19 protein-coding genes are annotated in these 21,682 nt (G+C 70.7%); 12 read left to right on the forward strand and 7 right to left on the reverse strand.

The features are described 5' to 3' along the window. Positions 1 to 45: 45 nt before the first annotated feature. The 3 genes from B5D60_RS10725 (at position 46) to ettA (ending at position 5,185) form a co-directional block, all read left to right on the forward strand. Complete coding sequence (locus B5D60_RS10725; RefSeq protein ID WP_078700151.1) at positions 46 to 1,773, forward strand: dynamin family protein; 1,728 nt, start codon at positions 46 to 48, stop codon at positions 1,771 to 1,773. A 79-nt stretch (positions 1,774 to 1,852) separates the two neighbouring features. Beyond that, entirely contained in the window at positions 1,853 to 3,451 is a 1,599-nt protein-coding gene (locus B5D60_RS10730) for a GTPase (RefSeq protein ID WP_078700152.1), read from the forward strand. A 51-nt stretch (positions 3,452 to 3,502) separates the two neighbouring features. Then, a complete protein-coding gene (gene ettA, locus B5D60_RS10735) occupies positions 3,503 to 5,185 on the forward strand; it encodes an energy-dependent translational throttle protein EttA (protein WP_078700153.1) in 1,683 nt (560 codons plus the stop codon). Between the two features lie 59 nt (positions 5,186 to 5,244). On the opposite strand, the gene B5D60_RS10740 is transcribed toward ettA, so the two are convergent. Together B5D60_RS10740 and B5D60_RS10745 are read right to left on the reverse strand one after the other, a co-directional pair. Continuing rightward, complete coding sequence (locus tag B5D60_RS10740; protein WP_153302980.1) at positions 5,245 to 5,898, reverse strand: hypothetical protein; 654 nt, start codon at positions 5,896 to 5,898, stop codon at positions 5,245 to 5,247. Between the two features lie 73 nt (positions 5,899 to 5,971). Beyond that, positions 5,972 to 6,460, reverse strand: coding sequence for a MarR family winged helix-turn-helix transcriptional regulator (locus B5D60_RS10745; RefSeq protein ID WP_078700155.1), 489 nt, complete (start codon positions 6,458 to 6,460; stop codon positions 5,972 to 5,974). Positions 6,461 to 6,571: 111 nt separating this feature from the next. Between B5D60_RS10745 and B5D60_RS10750 the strand changes: the two genes are divergently transcribed. Next, a complete protein-coding gene (locus B5D60_RS10750) occupies positions 6,572 to 7,108 on the forward strand; it encodes a YceI family protein (RefSeq protein WP_078700156.1) in 537 nt (178 codons plus the stop codon). Positions 7,109 to 7,139: 31 nt separating this feature from the next. On the opposite strand, the gene hutI is transcribed toward B5D60_RS10750, so the two are convergent. Genes hutI through hutH form a run of 5 tightly spaced genes read right to left on the reverse strand, consistent with a single transcriptional unit; the run spans position 7,140 to position 13,798 of the window. Beyond that, positions 7,140 to 8,300: an imidazolonepropionase gene (hutI, locus tag B5D60_RS10755; RefSeq protein ID WP_172806333.1), complete on the reverse strand. Its 1,161-nt coding sequence runs from the start codon at positions 8,298 to 8,300 to the stop codon at positions 7,140 to 7,142. Between the two features lie 5 nt (positions 8,301 to 8,305). Continuing rightward, positions 8,306 to 9,436: a formimidoylglutamate deiminase gene (locus B5D60_RS10760; RefSeq protein WP_078700158.1), complete on the reverse strand. Its 1,131-nt coding sequence runs from the start codon at positions 9,434 to 9,436 to the stop codon at positions 8,306 to 8,308. After that, positions 9,433 to 10,602 (reverse strand): allantoate amidohydrolase, encoded by a 1,170-nt coding sequence (locus B5D60_RS10765; RefSeq protein ID WP_078700159.1) that lies wholly within the window; start codon positions 10,600 to 10,602, stop codon positions 9,433 to 9,435. The genes B5D60_RS10760 and B5D60_RS10765 overlap by 4 nt, the downstream gene beginning before the upstream one ends. Continuing rightward, on the reverse strand, positions 10,599 to 12,260 hold the full coding sequence (gene hutU / locus B5D60_RS10770) for a urocanate hydratase (RefSeq protein WP_078700160.1): 1,662 nt from the start codon (positions 12,258 to 12,260) through the stop codon (positions 10,599 to 10,601). The genes B5D60_RS10765 and hutU overlap by 4 nt, the downstream gene beginning before the upstream one ends. Beyond that, positions 12,257 to 13,798: a histidine ammonia-lyase gene (gene hutH / locus B5D60_RS10775; RefSeq protein WP_078700161.1), complete on the reverse strand. Its 1,542-nt coding sequence runs from the start codon at positions 13,796 to 13,798 to the stop codon at positions 12,257 to 12,259. Before hutH ends, hutU begins: the two co-directional genes overlap by 4 nt. Positions 13,799 to 13,878: 80 nt before the next feature. Between hutH and B5D60_RS10780 the strand changes: the two genes are divergently transcribed. The 8 genes from B5D60_RS10780 (at position 13,879) to B5D60_RS10815 (ending at position 21,682) form a co-directional block, all read left to right on the forward strand. Continuing rightward, entirely contained in the window at positions 13,879 to 14,637 is a 759-nt protein-coding gene (locus B5D60_RS10780; protein ID WP_078700162.1) for an IclR family transcriptional regulator, read from the forward strand. Between the two features lie 128 nt (positions 14,638 to 14,765). After that, entirely contained in the window at positions 14,766 to 15,431 is a 666-nt protein-coding gene (locus B5D60_RS10785; protein WP_078700163.1) for a response regulator transcription factor, read from the forward strand. Positions 15,432 to 15,544: 113 nt separating this feature from the next. Beyond that, complete coding sequence (locus tag B5D60_RS10790; RefSeq protein ID WP_172806334.1) at positions 15,545 to 16,288, forward strand: acetoacetate decarboxylase family protein; 744 nt, start codon at positions 15,545 to 15,547, stop codon at positions 16,286 to 16,288. A 38-nt stretch (positions 16,289 to 16,326) separates the two neighbouring features. Beyond that, positions 16,327 to 17,079, forward strand: a complete 753-nt coding sequence (locus B5D60_RS10795; protein WP_078700165.1) for an acetoacetate decarboxylase family protein — start codon at positions 16,327 to 16,329, stop codon at positions 17,077 to 17,079. Positions 17,080 to 17,117: 38 nt separating this feature from the next. Further along, positions 17,118 to 18,065 (forward strand): quinone oxidoreductase family protein, encoded by a 948-nt coding sequence (locus tag B5D60_RS10800; RefSeq protein ID WP_078700166.1) that lies wholly within the window; start codon positions 17,118 to 17,120, stop codon positions 18,063 to 18,065. Between the two features lie 129 nt (positions 18,066 to 18,194). Then, entirely contained in the window at positions 18,195 to 19,751 is a 1,557-nt protein-coding gene (locus B5D60_RS10805) for an ABC transporter substrate-binding protein (protein ID WP_078700167.1), read from the forward strand. 60 nt (positions 19,752 to 19,811) lie between these two features. Next, positions 19,812 to 20,750, forward strand: a complete 939-nt coding sequence (locus B5D60_RS10810) for an ABC transporter permease (RefSeq protein WP_172806335.1) — start codon at positions 19,812 to 19,814, stop codon at positions 20,748 to 20,750. Further along, a complete protein-coding gene (locus B5D60_RS10815) occupies positions 20,747 to 21,682 on the forward strand; it encodes an ABC transporter permease (protein WP_078700169.1) in 936 nt (311 codons plus the stop codon). Before B5D60_RS10810 ends, B5D60_RS10815 begins: the two co-directional genes overlap by 4 nt.

Raw genomic sequence — 21,682 nt, forward strand, 5'->3', positions numbered from 1 at the left:
GACGCCCGGGGGCTCCGACTCGACTACCATTCGTAGTGATCTGAGATGACTGAGCCGACCGCAATTCCCCAGCGCGAGGCCATGGTCGAGAACGGTTTGCTCCAGGGCCTGTCGGCACTGGCGTCGGCCGTTGTCTCCATGCCCTTGGAACTCGAGGTGCCCGGCGTCGAGCGCGACCGGGCGCTGCAACGAGAGATCGCCGAGCAACTCGGCGACTACGTCGTGCCCCGGCTCGAGCACATCGGTGCTCCGCTGCTGGTCGTCGTGGGCGGCTCCACCGGCGCCGGCAAGTCCACGCTGGTCAACTCCATCGTCGGCCGCCGGGTCTCCGCGACGGGCGTGCTGCGCCCCACCACCCGCACCCCGGTGCTGGTCCACCACCCCGCCGACACCGAGTGGTTCCGGTCGGGCCGCATCCTGCCCGAGGTCGTCCGCACCGGCTCCAACAGCCGCCGCGCCAACACGATCCGCCAGATCGCCAGCTCCACCCTGTGGCCGGGCGTCGCCGTGCTCGACGCCCCCGACTTCGACTCGATCGACGAGACGAACCGCGACATGGCCGAGCAGCTGCTGGGTGCCGCCGACCTGTGGCTCTTCGTGACGTCGGCAGCGCGTTACGCCGACCAGGTGCCGTGGGACTACCTGCGCCGGGCCGCCGACCGGAGCGCCTCGATCGCCGTGGTGCTGGACCGCACGTCGCCCGAGGCCCTCGTCGAGGTCCGCCGTCACCTCGCCCGGATGCTCAGCGAGCACGGCCTGGCCGACGTGGCGCTGTTCTCGGTGCCGGAGTCGACGCCCGATGCCGAGGGCGTCCTGCCGGCCGGTGACGTCGCCCCCGTCGTCAGCTGGCTGCGCGCGCTCGCCGACGACGAGGTCCAGCGCCGCGAGATCGTCCTCAAGACCCTCCAGGGCGCGATCCTGCACGACATCGAGTCCTCGCGCGTGCTCGAGACCGCCCTCGCGCGCCAGGTCGACGCGGCCGCGCAGCTGCGCAAGGACGTCGAGTCGGTCTACCTGGCCTCGCACGCCGAGCTGATGACCGCCGCCACCGACGGCACGATGCTGCGGGGCGAGGTGCTGGCCCGATGGCAGGACTTCGTCGGCTCCGGCGAGATCTTCCGCAAGCTCGAGCGCACCGTCGGCACGTGGCGCGACCGGATCTTCCGGCGCAAGCCCACCACGCCGGAGGAGGTCGAGGAGGCCGCCGTCTCGGGCCTGCACCTGCTGATCCTCGACCGCGCCGAGCGTGCGGCCGAGGAGGTGGCCCGCGCGTGGGACGCGTCCGAGGCCGGACACGTCCTGCTCGACAGCCGCCGCGGCCTCGACCGCGCGTCCCGCGACGTCCGGGTCCGCGCCGAACGCATCGCGCGCGAGTGGCGCGAGGCCGTCTTCGAGCTGGTGGCCGAGCAGGGCGCCGACAAGAAGTCGAAGGCCCGCGCCCTGTCGCTCGGTGTCAACGCCACCGGAGTCACCCTCATGGTCGTGGTCTTCGCGGGCACCGCCGGGCTCACGGGCGCCGAGATCGGCATCGCGGGCGGCACGGCCGCGGCCGGCCAGGCCGTGCTCAACGCCGTCTTCGGCGACCAGGCCGTCCGTGCCCTGGCCGAACAGGCCGGGCGCGACCTCTCCCGTCGACTGGAGGACCTCTTGGAGTCCGAGGCCGAGCGCTACCTCGACCTGCTGCCCGACCCCGACGCCCTCGAGGCCGCGCACTGGCAGCTCGAGTCGGCCATCGAGTCGGTCGACGTGCCCCGGGGGAGGAGAAGTCGATGAGCGAGCGCCAGCGAGCGAGCCATTCCGGATCACGAATCGCGACACCGGCCTACCCTGCACTTTCCGAGGCGGTGGCGCGATGAGCGCATTGGATGAGCGGGTGACCGCGCTGAAGTCGGCGATCGAGGCCGCCGGAGACGTGATCGATCCCGCCCTCGCGGGTCCGGCCGAGGCCACGTTCACGCACGCGCAGGAGCGTCTCGACCTGTCGACCCAGCACACGGTCGTCGTGCTCGCGGGCTCCACCGGCTCGGGCAAGTCGTCGTTGTTCAACCGCCTGGCAGGGCTGGAGCTGGCCGAGGTCGGCTACCTGCGCCCCACCACCTCCACCGCCCTGGCCTGTGCGTGGGGCCCGGCCGGCGCCACCGAGCTGCTCGACTGGATCGGCGTCGCCCGCCGCGACCAGATCACTCGCCGCAGCGTGCTCGACGCCCCGCGCGACGATGCCTTCGAGGGGCTCGTGCTGCTTGACCTGCCCGACCACGACTCGGTCGTCGCCGCCAACCAGGAGGTCGTCGACCACGTCGCGCGCTACGCCGACCTGTTCGTGTGGGTCCTCGATCCCCAGAAGTACGCCGACGCCGCGATCCATGCCCGCTACATCACCCCGCTGGCCACGCACGCGGACGCGTCGCTGGTCGTGCTGAACCAGGCCGACCGGCTGAGCGACACCGACCTGAAGATGGCGATGGACGACCTCGAGCAGATCCTCGAGCGCGAGGGCTTCGCGGGCGTTCCCGTCATCGCCACGAGCGCGGTGACCGGCGCCGGCCTGCCCGAGCTGCGGGCCGAGATCGGGCGGCGCATCAAGTCCAAGCGCGCCTCGCAGGCGCGACTCGTCGGCGACGTCCGTCAGGTCGCGCGGCGCCTCGCCGAGACCGGAGGAGTCGAGCCGGTGCCCGGCCTCGAGCGCCCGGTCCGCGACGCGCTGGTCGAGACGTTCGTCGCCTGTGCCGGCGTGCCGCAGATCGCCGACGCCGTGGAGGACTCGATGGCCCGCCGCGCCGTCGTCGCCACCGACTGGCCGCTGATCGGCTGGGTGGGGCGGCTGCGCCACGACCCCCTGCGCGAGCTCGGCTTCGGCCGCTCGGCGCGCGACGCGGTCGCCGACACCATGCCCATCTCGCCGTCGGTGCAGCGCGCCCGCGCCGACCTGGCGCTCCGTGAGGCCACCGAGGTCGCCACCGAGGGGATGTCGCGCCCGTGGCGTGCCTCGGTGATCGACGCGATCGTGGGCGAGGGTGCCCGCGACGTCATCGACGAGCTCGACGAGGCCGTCGCCGGGGTCGATCTCGGCCTCAAGCGCCAGCCGCTGTGGTGGACCGCGGTCGGCGCCCTGCAGTGGTTCACGTTCCTCGCGGTCATCGCCGGAGCGGGCTGGGCCGTGGCCTCGATCTTCGGCCTGGTGGAGCCCGACCCGTGGGAGGGCGCCCCGCGACCCCTGGGCCTGAGCCTGCCGCTGCTGCTGGTCGCCGGGGGACTGCTGTTCGGGGTGATCCTGACGCTGGTCTCGCGCTGGCTGGGCGGGGTGGGTGCGCGCCGGGCCGGTGCGCGGGCGGAGAAGAAGCTCATCGAGGCGATCAACCGCACCACCGAGCGCATCGTCGTCGCGCGGCTGCGCAGCGAACTCGACCGGTACGACCGCTGGCGCAACGGGCTGGCCACCGCCGGCCGCTGACCGCTGCCGGTCGGCCGGGGTGCCGGTGTTCTCGCTACGCTGGGGGACATCATGGCTGACTACGTTCTCTCTCTGCGCAACGTCCGCAAGGCCCACGGCGACAAGGTCGTCCTCGACGACGTCACCCTCTCGTTCCTCCACGGGGCGAAGATCGGTGTCGTGGGCCCCAACGGCATGGGCAAGTCCACCCTGCTCAAGCTGATGGCCGGCCTCGACCAGCCCAACAACGGCGACCTCGTGCGCGACCCCGACGCCTCGGTCGGCATGCTCCAGCAGGAGCCGCCGCTCACCGAGGGCAAGACGGTGCTCGAGAACGTCGAGGAGGCCGTCGCCGACATCAAGGGCAAGATGAAGCGCCTCGAGGAGGCGTACGCCGAGATGGGCGAGCCCGACGCCGACTACGACGCCCTCATGGCCGAGACCGGCGACCTGCAGACGTTCCTGGACAACACGAACGCGTGGGACATCGACAGCCGGCTCGAGCAGGCCATGGACGCGCTGCGCTGCCCGCCCACCGACGCGATCGTCGACAACCTCTCCGGCGGTGAGCGCCGCCGCGTGGCGCTGTGCAAGCTGCTGCTCCAGCAGCCCGACCTGCTGCTACTCGACGAGCCCACCAACCACCTGGACGCCGAGAGCGTGCAGTGGCTCGAGGGTCACCTGAAGAGCTACCCCGGCGCCGTCCTGGCCGTCACCCACGACCGGTACTTCCTCGACAACGTCGCCGAGTGGATCGCCGAGGTCGACCGCGGCCAGATCCACGGGTACGAGGGCAACTACTCGACCTACCTCGAGACGAAGAAGGACCGCCTCAAGATCGAGGGCCAGAAGGACGCCAAGCGCGCCAAGATGCTCGAGCGTGAGCTCGAGTGGGTCCGCTCGAACGCCAAGGGCCGCCAGACCAAGAGCAAGTCGCGTCTCGCCCGTTACGAGGAGCTCGCCGCCGAGGCCGAGAAGGCGCGCAAGATCGACACCACGGACATCAACATCCCGGCCGGTCCGCGCCTGGGCGACGTGGTGCTGGATGCGAGGGACCTGACCAAGGGCTTCGAGGACCGGGTCCTGTGGGACGACATCAGCTTCACGCTGCCGCGTGCCGGCATCGTGGGCGTCGTCGGCCCCAACGGCGTCGGCAAGACCACGCTGTTCCGGATGATCACCGGCAACGAGGAGCCCGACTCCGGCGAGCTCGAGGTCGGCAAGACGGTCAAGATCAGCTACGTCGACCAGAACCGCTCGAACATCGACCCGAACAAGAACGTCTGGGAGGTCGTGTCCGAGGGCCTGGACTTCATCAAGGTCGCGAACTTCGAGATGAACAGCCGCGCCTACGTGGCGTCGTTCGGCTTCAAGGGCTCGGACCAGCAGAAGAAGGCCGGCGTGCTCTCCGGTGGTGAGCGCAACCGTCTCAACCTGGCGCTGACGCTCAAGCAGGGCGGCAACATGCTGCTGCTCGACGAGCCCACCAACGACCTCGACGTCGAGACCCTGTCGTCCTTGGAGGACGCGCTGCTGGACTTCCCCGGCTGCGCCGTGGTCACCTCGCACGATCGCTGGTTCCTCGACCGCATCGCCACGCACATCCTGGCGTGGGAGGGCACCGAGGAGAACCCGGGCCACTGGTTCTGGTTCGAGGGCAACTTCGCGTCCTACGAGGCCAACAAGGTCGAGCGTCTCGGCGAGGAGGCGGCCCGCCCGCACCGCGTCACGCACCGCCGCCTGACCCGCGACTGACCCGACGCAGGACTGCGGCCCCCGGCGATTCGCCGGGGGCCGCATCTGTCTGGAGAGGGTCAGGATGCGTCGACGACGGTGTCGCAGTCGGTCTCGGCGGTGCCGGCGAAGCCGACGCCCTGGCCGATCGCGTGGAGCGTGTGGCGCCATCCGAGCACGCGGACGGTCGCCACCGGCGAGCGCGCCACGAACCCGAAGGAGCCGGGTGAGTTGCAGCCGTCCTTGAACCTTGCCCGGATGGAGAACTCCCGCCACGCACGCGGCTCGATGACGGCGTGTCCGTCCGTGTCGAGCAGGGCATCGAGCCCGCTGCCGTCGGGGTCGGTGGCCGGGTGCAGTCCGCTTCGGGCAGGAGCCGAGAGGTGGGGGCCCATACCGCCCTCCGGTCCCAGCAGGGGCCACTCGAGGCGCTCCACCTTGATGGGCATCCGCGCGCCGTTGCTGACCTCGGTGTGCAGCGAGCAATCGAGTCGGTGGTCGAGCCAGAGGTAGACCTCGGGACTAGGGTCACCTTCCGGGTCACCGAGGTCCTCTGACGCGTCGGGTTGCGGAGCGACAGACCCGTCGTCCGCGCAGTCGCCGAGCTGCGTGGCGATGACGGTGACCTTCGACGCCTGCCACGCCGAGACTCCAAACCAGCCGAAGACGCCGAGCACTGCGAGTGACGTCAACGCCACGCCGGTCACGACGATGCGTCGGGCACGAGAGGACATGGACGCAACGTAGGGCACGAGCGGCCCGGGCGGGCCCGATTGGCGCTTCGGGGCTGAGCCTCGGGTCGGTGGCCTAGAAGACGCGGCCGCCGATCGCGTCCTGGATCGCGTCCATGACGCGCTTCGTGGCGGCGAGGTCCTCGTCGGAGCACTGGTCGATGAGGTACTCGCGCACGCCGCGCACGTGGGTGTGGGCCGCGGTGGCGAGGAGCGCGAAGCCCTTGTCGGTGAGCACGGCGGTGACGCCGCGGCCGTCGGTGCCGCACTGCGTGCGCAGGACGATCCCGTCGCGCTCGAGCCGGCTGATCGTGTGGGTGATGCGGCTGCGCGAGTGCGACAGGGCCGCGGCGAGGTCGGCCATCCGGATCGACCGGTCGGGCGCCTCCGAGAGCCGCACGAGGATCTCGTACTCCGACATCGACAGTCCGTGCTCGGTGCGCAGGTCGCGGTCGAGACGGTCCATCAGCACCGTCGTGCCCCCCAGGAACGAGCGCCAGGCGCTCTGCTGGGTCTCGTCGAGCCAGCGCGTGTCGTTGACGGTGGCGATGGGCAGTTCACTCATGTGAACTAGTTTACATCTTCAACGACTTGATTGAAAGTTCAATCATGCTGTAGAGTAAATCTTGTTGAACGATCAACGGCATGATCGAACCCACAGACTTCAGGAGAATTCATGAGCGACATCACCACGGGCACCTGGCAGCTGGACCCCACCCACACGGAGATCGGCTTCACCGTGCGCCACATCATGAGCAAGGTGCGCGGCAAGTTCGAGAAGTTCGAGGGCACCATCGTCACCGGCGAGGACGTCACCGCGTCCACCGCGACCGCGACGATCGATCTCTCCTCGATCAACACCGGCACGGCCGACCGTGACAACCACCTGCGCTCGGGTGACTTCTTCAACGTCGAGAGCACCCCGACGATGACGTTCGTCTCCACCGGCGTCGTGCGCAAGGGCGACACCGACTTCGTCGTCACCGGCGACCTGACCATCAAGGACGTCACCAAGCCCGTCGAGCTCGCGGTCGAGTTCCTCGGCGAGGGCAAGGATCCGTGGGGCGGCACGCGCATCGGCGTCGAGGCCACCGGTCAGATCAGCCGCAAGGAGTTCGGCATCGACTTCAACATCCCGCTCGAGGGCGACAAGGTCATGATCGGCGACAAGATCTCGCTGCAGATCAACGCCGAGGCGGTCCTGCAGGCCTGACCTGCACCCAGTCCCGAAGGGGCTCGCGACGCTACCCCCCGGCGCCGCGGGCCCCTTCGTCATGTCCCTCGGCCGTGAGCACCCGGCTCACCAGGGGAACGCCGGGGCGGTAGGCCAGGTGCAGGTGGCTGGGCGCATCGAGCACGACGAGGTCGGCGTGGGCGCCCACGCGCAGGTGGCCGACGTCCGTCCGGCGCAGCGAGGCGGCGCCGCCGAGGGTGGCCGACCAGAGCGCCTCGAGGGGCGTCAGGTGCATGTCGCGCACCGCCACCGCGATGCAGAACGGCATCGACGTGGTGAAGCTGCTGCCGGGATTGCAGTCGGTGGCCAGCGCGACCGTGGCGCCCGCGTCCAGCAGCCGCCGCGCGTCGGGGAACGGCTGCCGCGTCGAGAACTCCACTCCGGGGAGCAGTCCGATCACGACCCCGGCGTCGACCAGGTCGCGCACGTCCTCGTCGCTGAGGAACGTGCAGTGGTCGGCCGCGGCCGCACCGACGGCAGCCGCCACGCGTGCCCCCGGCCCGGGGCCGAGCTGGTTGGCATGGACCCGGGGGAGGAGCCCGCGGCCCATCCCTGCGGACAGCACCTCGAGCGCCGCCTCCTCGCCGAACGCACCCTCCTCGACGAAGACGTCGATCCACCGGGAGTGCGGCGCGCAGGCGTCGAGCATCTCGCCGGTGACCAGGGCGACGTAGTCGTCGACCGTGCGCGCGTCGGCGGGGACGACGTGCGCGCCGAGGAAGGTGACCTCGTCGGTGAGCTCGGCAGCGACCTCGACCAGCCGCCCCTCGGTCGCGACGTCGAGTCCGTAGCCACTCTTGATCTCGATGGTCGTGGTGCCCTGCCGTCGTGCTTCACCCACCAGGTGGCGCGCCGTCCGCCGGAGGTCTTCCACGGAGGCGGCCCGGGTCGCCTCCACGGTGGAGCGGATGCCCCCGGCTCCGTAGGGCACGCCACTCATGCGCGCCTCGAACTCACCGCTCCTGTCGCCGTCGAACACGACATGGCTGTGCGAGTCGACGAAGCCGGGGACGACGGCTGCGCCGCCGAGATCGAAGTGCTGGTCCGCAGCCGGTGGCGGTCCTTCGCCCGTCCAGGCCACCTCTCCGTCGACGATCACGATGGAGGCGTCGTGCAGGATCGGCCTCTCGTCGTCCCACGTGACCAGCTCGCCGATGTTGGTCAGCGCCATGCTCGTCACGACCGGGCCGCCAAGTCCTCGATGACGCGGTGCAGCCGGGCTCCGACCTCGTCGGGGTCGAGGTCGTCCGGTGGGACCAGATCGGCCGCGGTCGCGGAGCCCAGGGGCAGTGTCCCGCCGGCCGTGCGGACGGATCGCCGCACGGTGACGGTGGGGCCGGGAGGGAGGCCGAGCGACCGGTGTCCGGCCAGCGTGGCGGCCTCGAGCAGCCGGTCGTGCGGCCAGCCGTCGCGCCGGCCCGATGTGAGCCGCTCGTGGGCGTCGAGGGCCCGAGCCTCGAGGAACGGGTCGATGACGGTCTGACTGTCAGACCCGAGTGTGATCGGGACGCCGGCGTCCTGCAGAGCGACGCTGGGAGCGATGCCGTCGGCGAGCTCGGCCTCGGTGGTGGGGCACAGGCACACGGTCGCGCCGCTCTCGGCGAGGACGGCGATCTCGTCCGGCTCGAGGTGGACGGCGTGCACGGCCGTGGTGCGCGGGCTCCACGCGCCCGCGTCGGCCAACAGCCCCACGGGTCGTCGGCCCGTCGCCTGCAGGCACTCCTCGTTCTCCCGTACCTGCTCCGAGACGTGGACGTGCAGCGGCGCGTCGGGCAGGGCGTCCACGACGGTGGGAAGGTCGGCCGTTCCCACGGCGCGCACCGAGTGGATCGCCGTCCCCACCACGACGTCCGGCACGCCGGCGTAGCGCGCGTGCAGGTCGGCCACGCGCTCGGCCCAGCGCTCGGCGGAGCCGTCGTCGAACCGCACCTGCACGCCCTCGGTCGGGGCGTCGAAGCCAGACTGCAGGTAGCAGGCGTCGAGGAGGCAGATCCGCAGGCCGGCGTCGCGTGCCGCCTCGATGACGGCGACGCCCATGGCGTTCGGGTCGTCGTAGGGGCGCCCGTCCGGGCCGTGGTGGAGGTAGTGGAATTCGCCGACGGAGGAGATCCCGCTCAGCCGCATCTCGCGGAAGGTCCATCGCGCCAGCTCGTGGAGGGATTCGGGGTCGAGGGCTGCAGCGGTGGCGTACATACGCTCGCGCCACGCCCAGAAGTGTCGGCCCGAGGTACCGCGGCCGCGCAGCGCCCGGTGGAACACGTGGCTGTGGCAGTTCGCGAACGAGGGCATCACGGCGGCGACGCTCATGTCAGGTCCTGCAGCACCCGGGCGAGCGCCTCGACCCCGGCCTCGCAGTCGACGGTGTCGGCGTGCTCGTCGGGCGAGTGCGACACCCCGGTCTCGTTGCGGACGAACAGCATGGCGGTCGGCAGGTGGGCGCTGAGGATCCCCGCGTCGTGCCCGGCGGCCGTGGCCAGGACGGGAGCATGGACCAGCTCCGCCAGGCGCTCGCGCAGGGGGAGGTCGAACACGACGGCATCGCTGCGCGACTCCTCGTCCACCGCGACGTCGACCCCCTGCGCCGTCCCGGACCGGCGAGCCGCGTCGACGATCGCCCGCACCAGTACGTCGACCTCCTCCTGGGTCTCGGCGCGCACGTCCAGCCAGGCGCGGACCCGCGAGGGGATCGCGTTGGTGCCATTGGGAGCGACGTCGACCCGGCCGAACGTGGCGCGGGAGGGACCGGCCTCGCGGTGCGCGGCCAGGACGGACTCCGCGAACGTGATCATCGGGTCGCGGCGGTCCTCCATGCGTGTGGTCCCGGCGTGATCGGCGCACCCGGTCATGTCGAGTTGCCAGCGCCCGTGGGGCCAGATCGCCGAGCCGACTCCCACGGGAGCGTCCAGGTCGGCCAGCGCGCGACCCTGCTCCACGTGCAGCTCGACGAACGCCGAGACGTCGTCGATCCAGGACTGCCTGCCGAGCAGGCGGGGGTCGCGTCCGTGCGCGCGCATCGCGTCGGCGAGGCTCGTGCCGTCGCGGTCGAGGAGGGCCCGGGCGCGATCGGGCTCGAGGGCGCCGGTGGCGAGTCGCGAGCCGAGGCACGCGATGCCGAACCGTGAGCCCTCCTCCTCAGCGAAGTTGGCGACGATCAGCGGACGATCCGGCACGTGGCCGGCCGAGCGGAGCCGGTCCACGGCCTCGAGCGCCGACGTCACGCCCAGTGGTCCGTCGAAGCGGCCTCCGTCAGGCACGGAGTCGAGGTGGGAGCCGACGAGCACGGCGCCGGGGCCCGATCCCCACCACGCCAGCTGGTTGCCGTTCGCGTCCTCCACCAGGTCCAGGCCGCGCCGGGCGGCCTCCTGAGCGAACCACATACGAAGCTCGGCGTCCGCGTCGGTCCAGACGTGGCGGCGGTACCCGCCGGAGCGCGGGTCGCGTCCGACGTCGTCGAGGTCGTCGAGCAGGGTCACGGCGCGCTCCGAAGGGTCGGGATCGAGATGCCCCGGTCGCGGGCCACGTCGGCCGCGCGCTCGTAGCCGGCGTCCGCGTGGCGCACGACGCCGAGCCCGGGGTCGTTCGTCAGGACGCGCCGGATCTTCTCCTCGGCGAGGTCGGTGCCGTCCGCCACGACGACCTGTCCGGCGTGGATCGACCGGCCGATGCCGACGCCGCCGCCGTGGTGCAGCGACACCCAGGTCGCCCCGGAGGCCGTGTTCAGCAGCGCGTTGAGCAGCGGCCAGTCGGCGATCGCGTCCGAGCCGTCCAGCATGTCCTCGGTCTCGCGGTACGGCGACGCGACCGAGCCGGAGTCGAGGTGGTCACGGCCGATGACGACGGGGGCGCTCAGCTCGCCCGAGCGGACCATCTCGTTGAAGCGCAGGCCGGCCAGGTGGCGCTCGCCGTAGCCGAGCCAGCAGATGCGGGCCGGCAGTCCCTCGAACGGGATGTGCTTGCTCGCGTGCTCGATCCACCTCGTGAGGTGCTCGTCCTCGCCGAAGAGGTCGAGGATCGCGGCATCGGTCGCGGCGATGTCGGCGGGGTCGCCCGACAGGGCCGCCCAGCGGAACGGCCCCTTGCCCTCGCAGAACAGGGGACGGACGTAGGCCGGGACGAAGCCGGGGATGTCGAAGGCGCGCGCCTCGCCGCCCTCGCGGGCCTCGACGCGGATCGAGTTGCCGTAGTCGAAGACCTCGGCACCGCGGTCCAGGAATCCGACCATGGCCGTGACCTGCTTGGTCATCGAGGCGCGAGCCCGCGTGGCGAAGTCCACGGGGTCGGCGGCCGCGGCGTCCTTCCAGTCCTCGAGCGCGACGTCCTCTGGCAGGTAGCTGAGCGGATCGTGGGCGCTGGTCTGGTCGGTGACGATGTCGATCGGGAACCCGTCCTCCAGCAGGGTGGCGAACACGGTGGCGGCATTGCCGACCACGCCCACCGAAAGGGCGGTGCCGGCCTCCTTCGCGGCCAGGACCCGCTGCTTCGCCTCGGCGAGATCGGTCGTGTAGCCGTCGAGGTAGCCGTGGTTCACCCGGCGGGCGAGCCGCGACTCGTCGACGTCGACGATGAGGATGACGCCGCCGTTGATAGTGACGGCCAGCGGCTGGGCCCCGCCCATCCCGCCGCACCCTCCGGTCAGCGTGATCGTGCCGGCCAGGGAGCCGCCGAAGCGCTTGCGCGCGATCGCGCCGAACGTCTCGTACGTGCCCTGGAGGATCCCCTGGGTGCCGATGTAGATCCAGGAGCCGGCCGTCATCTGCCCGTACATCGTCAGGCCCTCGGACTCCAGGCGGCGGAACTCGGGCCAGTTCGCCCAGTCGCCGACCAGGTGGGAGTTGGCGATGAGGACCCGCGGCGCCCACTCGTGGGTACGGAACACGCCGACGGGCTTGCCCGACTGCACGAGGAGCGTCTCGTCGTTCTTGAGGTCGGTCAGGGACTCGACGATCGCGTCGTAGGCCTCCCAGGAGCGCGCGGCGCGGCCCGTGCCGCCGTAGACGATGAGGTCCTCGGGACGCTCGGCGACCTCCGGGTCGAGGTTGTTCATCAGCATGCGCAGCGGCGCCTCGGTCTGCCAGCTGTGGGCGGTGAGGCTGGTGCCGCGGGGGGCGCGGATCGAGCGGGGTGTGGTCATCGTGAGTCCTCCTCGGTGGGCGCGGCCGCCTGCGCGGCAGCGAGCATGGTGCCGGCGCGGACGAGGTCCGTCGCCGCTTCGATCTGGGGGGCCAGGAAGGTGTCGGGTCCTGGCCCCGGCACGGCGGATCGCAGGACCTCGGTCGCGGCGGCGGTCGCTGGTGCGGGACGCAGCCCGTTCCTCAGGTCGGTGCCGCGGGCGGCCGCGATCAGCTCGACGGCCAGGACCCGGCCGAGCCCGTCGATCGACCGCCGCAGCTTCCGGGCGGCCGACCAGCCCATCGAGACGTGGTCCTCCTGCATCGCGCTCGACGGAATCGAGTCGACACTGGCGGGCGCGGCCAGCCGTTTGAGCTCGCTGACGATGGAGGCCTGCGAGTACTGCGCGATCATGAGGCCCGAGTCGATCCCCGGGTCGTCGGCGAGGAACGCGGGGAGGCCGCGGTTGCGGGCGACGTCGAGGAAGCGGTCGGTGCGGCGCTCGCTGATGCTGGCGAGGTCGGCGATCGCGATCGCCAGGAAGTCGAGCACGTAGGCCAGCGGGGCGCCGTGGAAGTTGCCGTGCGACTCGATCCGGCCGTCGGGCAGGACCGAGGGGTTGTCGATGGCGGAGGCCAGCTCGCGCTCGGCGATGCTGCGCGCGTGCTCGATCGTGTCGCGAACGGCGCCGTGCACCTGCGGGGAGCAGCGCAGCGAGTAGGCGTCCTGCACCTCGCCGTCGCCGTGGCGATGGCTGGCCACGATCTGCGATCCGGCGAGCAGTGCGCGCATCTGCTGCGCCGAGCGCGCCTGGCCGAGCTGGGGTCGCAGGCCGACGAGGTCCGCGGCGAAGACCCGGTCGGTGCCGAGCTGACCCTCGACGCTCATCGCCGCGGCCAGGTCGGCGGTGTCGATCAGCCGGTCGAGATCGTGCAGGGCGAGCACCAGCATGCCGAGCATGCCGTCCGTGCCGTTGATGAGCGCCAGCCCCTCCTTCTCGGCGAGGACGACCGGGCTCAGACCCGCCTCGCGCAGGGCGTCGGCGCTGGGACGCACCCGCCCGCGGTCGTGGACGTTCCCCTCGCCGATGAGGGCCAGGGCGCAGTGCGCGAGGGGTGCGAGATCGCCGGAGCAGCCCAGGCTCCCGTACTCGTGGACGATCGGCACGAGGTGGGAGTTCAGCAGGTCGGCGTAGGCGGTGGCGGTGGCGGGGCGGACGCCGGTGTGGCCCGTCGCCATCGTCGACAGGCGCAGGACCATGAGGGCGCGGACGACCTCGTCCTCGACCACCTCGCCCGTGCCGGCGGCGTGGGACCGCAGGAGGTGCTGCTGGAGCCGGGCCCGGTCGCCGACGGCGATCGATCGGGTGGCCATCGCCCCGAAGCCGGTGGTGACGCCGTAGTGGCTCTCCGTGCCGCGCGCCCGAACGTCGACGAAGCCGCGCGAGCGCGCGATCTCGGCGAGTGCCTCGTCGGTCAGCTGGACGGGCGCACGGTGCCGGGCCACGCGGACGACGTCGCTCGCGGCGAGCGGTCCGGTGGAGACGAGAACGGGGGTCATGTCCTCATCGTTGACCCTGGCGACGGGCTCGGGCCATGGCGTGACTCGCGTCCATGTCTCGTATACGAGACAATCTCGCCATGTCCCGATCCGTCCCCGCAGCGACCGCCGCCCTCCGGGTCCTGCGCTACCTCTCGCGCCGTCCCGTGCCCACCCCGGCGGCGCGCATCGCCGACGACCTCGGGCTGCCGCGATCGTCGACCTACCACCTGCTGACGGCGATGGCCGATCAGGCGTTCGTCACGCACTATCCCGACGAGCGCACCTGGGGCGTCGGGGTCGCCGCGTGGGAGGTCGGCCAGGGCTACTCCATCCAGGAGCCGCTGGCGCGCCTGGCGCGAACGCCGCTCGCCACGCTCGTGGACACGGTGGGCCAGTCGGCGCACCTGGCGGTGCTCCACGGGGCCGAGGTGCTCTACATCATCGAGGAGCGCGGAGTGGGCAAACCGCCTCTGGTTTCAGACACGGGCGTGCGCCTGCCCGCCCACCTCACGGCCTCGGGCCGGGCCATCCTGGCGGCCCTTCCCCCCGCGCAGCTGAGGGCGATCTTCCCCGGCTCGGCGCCCCTGGTGCTCCGGACGGAATCGGGGCCACGGACCAGGGCCGCGCTCGGCCGCATCCTCGTCCAGACGCGCCAGCGGGGATGGGCCACGGAGGACGGCGAGGTCACCCCGGGCTACACGTCGGTCGCGATGTCGATCCAGGCCCGGGCGCTCACGGCCAGCATCGCCGTGACGTGGGCCGTGACGGACGACGTCGAGGTCGACGTCGTGCTGGAGGAGCTGCGACGGACCACCCGGCTGATCACGGCGCGGCTGGGTCGCCGGGAGCTCCCCTGAGCCTGTCGGAGTGGTCCCGACGTGGCGAGTCCGGTCAAGTTGAAGTGAAACTCAAGTAGGGTGGGCCCCGTTCGACAGGTGATGCGGGTCACATGGGCAGTCCGCCATGTGGGGAGAAGGAGTGACAGATGACGACGATGGCTGCACAGGTCGCAAGCCCGCGCTCGGCTCGCCCATCGGCGAGCTGCAAGGTGCTCATCGTCGGGCGACCGTCGATCTTCCGCAACGGCATCCACTCGCTGGCCGAGTTCGAGTCGGTCGTGAGCGAGTGCCGGGCCGTGCAGACCTGCACCGAGGGCGTCGAGCTCGCCAAGAGGTTCCAGCCCCACGTGCTGCTCGTCGACGTCACCTCGCCGTGCGGCTCCACCGTGCAGATCGCCCAGGCCTTTCGCGAGTGCCGCCCGGAGATGGCGATCATGCTCTACTCCGACGGCGATCATGTTCCGCACGTCCTCTCGCGCGACGCGCAGGCCTACGGCGCCTTCACGCGCACGACGTCGCCGAGTGCGATCAAGCGCCTCGTCGGCTGCATCGTGCGCGACAACGTCATCGCCGATGACCACGAGACCGTGCCGGACGCCGGCACTCTGGTGCGGCTGTCCGGGCGGCAGATGGAGGTGCTGCGGGAGATGAGCCGCGGATCGTCCAACCCCGAGATCGCTCGCACCCTGCTGATGAGCTCGCACACGGTCAAGCAGCACACCCAGGCGATCTACCAGCGTCTCGGTGTCCGCAACCGGGTCGAGGCCGTCACGTTCGCCCAGCGGCTGGGGATGCTCCCGATCGGCGCCTGACCCGCCTCATCGCGTGACTCCGATATGCCCGGTCGGGGGATGGTGAGCCCCCTCGGCCGTTCCTAGGCTCCTGGTGACCAACCACCTCACGAGGAGTTCACATGGGATACGTCATGAGTGCGGACGGCGTCACGCTGCTGCAGTCGCAGATCGACAATCTGTTCTTCGAGGAGAAGAACCTCAAGGTCAGCTTCACGACGACCGAGGACTACCTGCGTGAGGTCCTGCCGCCGTGCTTCGACCTCCCGGAGGAGCCGAAGGCGATGCTGTCGTTCGGCGTCGCTCACTCCTACGGGAAGCCGTTCGGCTCGGCGACGATCAACGTCGCGGCCGCCTACCGGGGCGAGCAGACCTGGTTCGACCTCACGATGCTGCACACCGGCGACATGACCGTGATCATCGGCCGTGAGGCCTGGGGCGAGGCGAAGAAGCGCGCCGAGATCAACTTCGTGGAGGAGCTCCCGAAGGTCTCGGGCAGCGCGGTTCGCGAGGGCTACACCGTCATCGAGTTCGAGGCCGAGTTCGGCGACGACCTCGGTGCCCGCACCGAGTCGGGCGTCGACATGCACGTGAAGGCCTTCCCGGCCTTCGACATGTCGGCCCTTGACCGCGACCCGATCCTGGTCATCGGCCGCTCCACGACCACCTTCACCAGCTACCGGCTGGGCACGATCGACCTGAAGATGACCAGCTCGCCGCTGGACCCGACCGGCTCGGTGCCGATCGTCTCGATCGACGAGGTGCGTCTCGGCGACGCGCGGACCACGTACGAGATCGAGGAGCACGACCTCGCTCCCGACGAGGCCTACTTCCGCCACGTGGCCGGCCGGATGTACGACCTCCCGCGCTCCGTCTGATCACCCCGACCCCATCGCTTGCCAGAAAGGCTGACCCCATGAGCTATGTCCTCACCCCCTCGGAACTCGAAACGCTGCAGGCGCGAGTCAAGGGCAACCCGTTCGACGAACACGTGCTGGAGGTCCACTTCACCACGACCCGTGAGTTCCTGACCGAGGTGCTCCCGCCCTGCTTCACGGTGCCCGAGAAGGCCACCGGATTCCTGCAGGTCGGCCGCGCGACGGTCTCCGATCGCAGCTTCCACTCGTCGACGATCTACCTGTCGGCGCTGTTCGAGGGCCGTCCGGTCTCCTACGACGTCACGATGATCCTCAACACCGACATGGGCATCTGCTTCGGCCGTGAGATGGACGGCGAGTGCAAGAAGCAGGGCGAGATCGAGTTCGACGACAGCCAGCTGCCGACGGTCCGTGGGGTCACGACGCGCAACGGCGTCGCGCTCATGGAGTACGTCGCCACGCTGGGCGAGAACCAGGGCGCGACCGTGCGTCGGATGCACCCGGCGCACCTCAAGGCGATCCCCAACTCGAAGTTCACGGGCCTGTACCACCACCCGATCCTCGTGACCGGTGACGTGGAGACGACCTACGAGACGTTCTACACCGGCACGGCCGACCTCACGTTCCGCAGCTCGGAGACCGATCCGTGCGGCGACATCCCCATCGAGTCGGTCGACGAGGTCACGTACGGCCACGGCGTCGCGCGATGGTCGATGGGTCAGCACCCGCTCGAGGACACGGGCGACTACCTGCCCTACGTCCTGGGTCGCTCGTGGGACCTGACGCGTTGACCGCTCCTGCCGCCGGCGCGGCTGACCCGGGTCTGGACATGGCTGCGATCGAGGTGAGGTCCTTCACCTCGGGGGAGCCCCTGACGATCGTCCAGACCCCGCGACCGGTTCCCGAGGCGGACGAGGTGCTGATCACGGTGACCGCGACCGGCGTCAACTACGCCGACCTGGCGCAGGTGAAGGACGCGTACCTCGTCCCGATGCAGCTGCCGTACATCCCCGGCCTGGAGGTCGTCGGACGCACGCCCGAGGGCGACCGCGTCGCCGCGATCACCAACGGGGGCGGGTACGCCGAGTACGTCGCGGTCCACCGCGACTACGTCTACCCGATCCCCGACGCCATCAGCGACGAGCAGGCGATCGCGCTGCTGGTGCAGGGCGCCACCGCCTGGCACGTGCTGCGCACCGTCGGCCGCATGAGGACCGGCGATCGGGTGCTCGTCCATGCGGCGGCCGGCGGCGTGGGCACGCTCGCGGTGCAGCTGGCGCGGCGGTGGGGCGCGGGGCGCGTGGTCGGCGTCGCCTCGTCGGAGTCCAAGCGCGAGCTGGCGCGGTCCCTCGGGGCCCACGCGACGGTCGACTCGGCCGACGCCGGGAGCCGTGACGCCCTGCTCGAGGCCAACGAGGGCCGTCCCTACGACCTGATCCTCGACATGGTGGGCGGGCCCACGTTCGACGCCGGGATGAGCGTCCTGGCTCGCTTCGGACGGATGGTCAGCTACGGCCTGGCCTCCGGGGTCCTGCCGGCGCCGGTGGAGCCGCGCACGCTGATGGCGCGCTCCCAGATCATCGGGGGACTGTGGCTGGTGGACTGGCTCCGCCGCCCGGCAGAGCTCACGGAGTCGATCGAGGACCTGTTCGCCGCCACCGCGGCGCGCGAGCTCGTCCCGGTCGTGGGCGAGGTCTACCCGCTCCGTGAGGTCCAGCAGGCACACGAGGACCTCGGGTCTCGGAACGCCGTCGGCAAGTCGGTGCTCAGGATCTGACGTTTGTGCCCGATCGGGGGATAGGGGCCGGCCACGAGGTCGACCTAGCGTGAAGCACCGGCCGCGGCGGCCAGCTTGCTGGCCGCCGGTCCGGGCGGACGCACCGTTGAGTGAACGAAAGGCGACACGATGAAGATCTTGACCAAGGCGGTGTCGGCGAGTGTGATCGCCACGCTGGCGCTCTCCGGCTGCGGTGGCGGCGGCGGCGGCCAGGGCGGGCCGTCCGAGAGCTCGGACCATGCTCCCGACGAGGTGATCACGGCCGCTCGCTACGCGGTCGACACGTTCGACCCGCACAAGTCGACCCTCGGCCCGAGCGCGAGCCAGCTGTTCGACGGGATCTACGACACCTTGGTGCGCCGGTCCGAGGGCAAGATCGTCGGGTCGCTGGCCAGCGAGTGGGAGGTGACGCCGAACTCGGTCACCTTCACGCTGAAGGACGACCTGACCTGCGGCGACGGAACGCCTCTCACGGCGAGCGCGATCGCGGAGTCCACGAAGCGCTTCGCCGATCCCGAGACCGGCGCGCAGATGACGTCGATGTCCTTCGGTCCGAGCGGGGTCAAGGAGATCGTCGGCGACGACGAGGCCAACACCGTGACGGTCACGGTCAAGGATCCGTACGGCGGCCTGCTGGACGGCATGACCAACGCCTACGTCGTCTGCCCGGGCGGGCTCAAGGATCCGAAGAAGCTGGCCACGGATCCGGCCGCCGGCGAGAGCGGGTCCTACACCCTCGAGTCGAGCGAGGTCGGGCACTCCTACACGATGGTCCGGCGTGACGACACGGTCGTGACCGATCCGAAGACCTTGGTGAAGGAGTTCACCGTCAAGGTCGTCGAGAGCGACACCACCCGGGCGAACATGCTGACCAGCGGCGAGCTGAACGTGGCCGCCATCGCCGGCGCCGACGTGAAGCGCCTGTCCGCCGAGTACGAGCCGATCATCGGCGCGGCCTCCCTGGTGCAGGGTCTGGTGTTCAACCACCGCGAGGGCTTCCCGACAGCGGACCAGAAGCTGCGCGAGGCCATCTCGTACATCATCGACTCCGAGTCGTACACGAAGGCCGCCACGTTCGGCACCGGCAAGGCCTACGACACCTTGTTCACGGACAACACCGACTGCTACTTCCCGGAGAACGAGCAGTACTCCACCGGGTACGACGAGGCGAAGGCCAAGGAGCTCCTGGCCGAGGCGGGCTACGGTCCCGACGGCAAGGAGCTCGAGCTGCGGGCGCTCGGTCTGCTGAGCGCGGGCTCGGGTCCGAAGTACATCGTCGACCAGCTGCAGAAGCTGGGCGTCAAGACGAGCCTGCGACAGGGCTCCCAGGACCAGATCGTCGGCATCCTGTTCGGCGAGGGCGACTGGGACATCATGGTGTTCCCCTACGACCAGTCGGGCACGAACCCGTTCGGCATCGTCAACGGCGTGAGCAACGTCTTCGGTGGCAGCCTGAACGTCGGCGACATCGAGAACGCCGAGTTCGACGCCCTGGTCCCGCAGGCCGCGCAGCAGTCGGGCGACGAGGCGTGCGCGACGTGGGAGAAGGCCGAGCAGGCGCTGCTGAAGGCGACGGACATCAAGCCGTTGATGCAGACGCGCAGCAACTGGTTCACCCCTGATCGGCTCTCCTTCGAGGCCGGCTTCCTGGAGATCGACACGCGCTCGGTTCGTGCTCCCAAGTGATCCGGGCCGGGATGCGCGCCTGACGCGCGCATCCCGGCCGGGCCCAACTCTGGAGGTCCCGTGAAATTCCACCTGCTGAAGTCAGCCGTGCTCCGCCTCGCGGTCGTGGTGCTGCTGCTGATCTTCGGGGTCTTCTTCCTCATCCGGCTCGTGCCCGGAGACCCCGCCACGATCATCGCGGGCCTCAGTGCGAGCACCAGCACGGTCGACTCCATCCGGGAGGACTTCCAACTGGACCGGTCCCTGGGCAATCAGCTCTTGCACTACCTGACCGGTCTGCCCCGGGGCGACCTGGGCATCTCGTTCGGATCCCGGCAGCCCGTGGTGAAGGTGATCTTCGAGAATGCCGGCCCGACGCTCCAGCTGGCGGTGGTGAGCCTGCTGTTCATCGGCGTCGCGGGCATCGGCGCCGGTCTGGCGTTCGGGGCGCTGAGCCGGACCCGGTTCGCCGCGTCGGCCGAGATCGTCTTCAGCGTCGTGGCCGGCGCCTGCAACGCGATTCCGCACTTCCTGCTGGCCACGGTGCTCGCCTTCGTCTTCGCCGTGACGCTGCAGGTGTTCCCGGTCGCCGGTGACAGCTCGCTTGCGGCACTCGTGCTGCCCGCGATCGCGATCTCCGTGGGACCGGCGGCACTGATCGCACGACTGTGTCGGGTCCGCGTGCTCGACGTGCTGGAGTCCTCGTACGTGACGGCGGCCCGGAGCAAGCGGCTCGGCTCGGCCCAGCTGTACGCGACCCACGTGCTGCCGAATGCACTGGTCTCTGCCGTCTCGATGCTGGGCGTGGTCTTCGCCAGCCTCATCGGCGGCGCGGTGGTCGTCGAGCAGGTATTCAGTCGGCGCGGGCTCGGCAGCGCGCTGGTCGAGGCGGTCCTGCTGCACGACTACCCGATCGTCCAGGGCATCACGTTGGTGGTCGGCATCGCCGTGGTGCTCGTGAACTTCGGGGTCGACGTCCTTCTGGCCTTCATCGATCCCCGCAGAGGAGCCGTCCAGTGAAGTCGCACACTCCTCAGAAGCCCTGGCGGAAGATGGCCCGGGCCTTCTTCCGCTCGCCGACCGGCGTGCTCTCGGCCATCGGCGTCCTCGTCCTCATCGTCCTGGTGATCATCGGCCCGAACGGCTTCGGCCCGACGGCCGTCACCGGCGACGTCGCCAACGCCGGCCTCGGGCCCTCGTCCGAGCACTGGTTCGGCACCGACGAGCTCGGGCACGACGTCCTCCTGCGGTCGCTGGCCGCCACGCGGCTGTCGCTGATGCTGGCGTGCGCCGCCGTGCTCATCGCGTGGGTGGCCGGTACCGGGATCGGCGTGCTCGTCGCCCTGTCGGGACCCCGCATGCGTCGGATCGGCTCCATCGGGATCGACACGCTGATGAGCTTCGGGGCCCTGCTGCTGGCGATCGTGACGATCGCCGTCGTGGGCACCGGCAAGTACGGTGCCGTGATCGCGATCGCGGTGGCCTTCACGCCCTCGTTCGCCAGGTTCTCGTACTCGATGGTGCTCGACGCGGTGAACAGCGAGTACCTCGCCGCGGCCCGCATCGCCGGCGTTCCCTCCGGCCGGCTGTTCACCGCCTACATCGGTCGCAACATCGCCGACAGCCTGATCATCGTGGCCTTCGCGGCGCTGGGCGAGTGCGTCATCGCCCTGGCCTCGCTGAGCTTCCTCGGGCTCGGCGTCCAGCCACCCGACTTCGACTGGGGACAGATGGTCGACTCCGGCGTCCGGCAGTTCTACCTCAACCCGTGGATCGCCCTGGTGCCCGCCGCCATGATCACGTTCTCCGGACTGGTCCTGTCGCTGTTGGGGGACTCGCTCGCGCGTGTCACGAACCCGGTCCTGTGGGACGTGCGCCCCTCGTGGCGCCGACGCGGCCGGCAGGTGTCCCGCCGGGACGCCCGACTGCTCAAGCTGGCGAAGGAGTCCTGA

The sequence above is a fragment of the Aeromicrobium choanae genome (assembly GCF_900167475.1).
Lineage (GTDB): Bacteria > Actinomycetota > Actinomycetes > Propionibacteriales > Nocardioidaceae > Aeromicrobium > Aeromicrobium choanae.

What these genes read in the sequence shown, in the direction of transcription:
- B5D60_RS10725 (WP_078700151.1), top strand. Translation starts at nt 46, where the DNA reads ATGACTGAGCCGACCGCAATTCCCCAGCGCGAGGCCATGGTCGAGAAC.
- B5D60_RS10730 (WP_078700152.1), top strand. Translation starts at nt 1,853, where the DNA reads ATGAGCGCATTGGATGAGCGGGTGACCGCGCTGAAGTCGGCGATCGAG.
- ettA (WP_078700153.1), top strand. Translation starts at nt 3,503, where the DNA reads ATGGCTGACTACGTTCTCTCTCTGCGCAACGTCCGCAAGGCCCACGGC.
- B5D60_RS10740 (WP_153302980.1), bottom strand. Translation starts at nt 5,898, where the DNA reads ATGTCCTCTCGTGCCCGACGCATCGTCGTGACCGGCGTGGCGTTGACG.
- B5D60_RS10745 (WP_078700155.1), bottom strand. Translation starts at nt 6,460, where the DNA reads ATGAGTGAACTGCCCATCGCCACCGTCAACGACACGCGCTGGCTCGAC.
- B5D60_RS10750 (WP_078700156.1), top strand. Translation starts at nt 6,572, where the DNA reads ATGAGCGACATCACCACGGGCACCTGGCAGCTGGACCCCACCCACACG.
- hutI (WP_172806333.1), bottom strand. Translation starts at nt 8,300, where the DNA reads ATGGCGCTGACCAACATCGGCGAGCTGGTCACGTGGGACGACGAGAGG.
- B5D60_RS10760 (WP_078700158.1), bottom strand. Translation starts at nt 9,436, where the DNA reads ATGAGCGTCGCCGCCGTGATGCCCTCGTTCGCGAACTGCCACAGCCAC.
- hutU (WP_078700160.1), bottom strand. Translation starts at nt 12,260, where the DNA reads ATGACCACACCCCGCTCGATCCGCGCCCCCCGCGGCACCAGCCTCACC.
- hutH (WP_078700161.1), bottom strand. Translation starts at nt 13,798, where the DNA reads ATGACCCCCGTTCTCGTCTCCACCGGACCGCTCGCCGCGAGCGACGTC.
- B5D60_RS10780 (WP_078700162.1), top strand. Translation starts at nt 13,879, where the DNA reads ATGTCCCGATCCGTCCCCGCAGCGACCGCCGCCCTCCGGGTCCTGCGC.
- B5D60_RS10785 (WP_078700163.1), top strand. Translation starts at nt 14,766, where the DNA reads ATGACGACGATGGCTGCACAGGTCGCAAGCCCGCGCTCGGCTCGCCCA.
- B5D60_RS10790 (WP_172806334.1), top strand. Translation starts at nt 15,545, where the DNA reads ATGAGTGCGGACGGCGTCACGCTGCTGCAGTCGCAGATCGACAATCTG.
- B5D60_RS10795 (WP_078700165.1), top strand. Translation starts at nt 16,327, where the DNA reads ATGAGCTATGTCCTCACCCCCTCGGAACTCGAAACGCTGCAGGCGCGA.
- B5D60_RS10800 (WP_078700166.1), top strand. Translation starts at nt 17,118, where the DNA reads ATGGCTGCGATCGAGGTGAGGTCCTTCACCTCGGGGGAGCCCCTGACG.
- B5D60_RS10805 (WP_078700167.1), top strand. Translation starts at nt 18,195, where the DNA reads ATGAAGATCTTGACCAAGGCGGTGTCGGCGAGTGTGATCGCCACGCTG.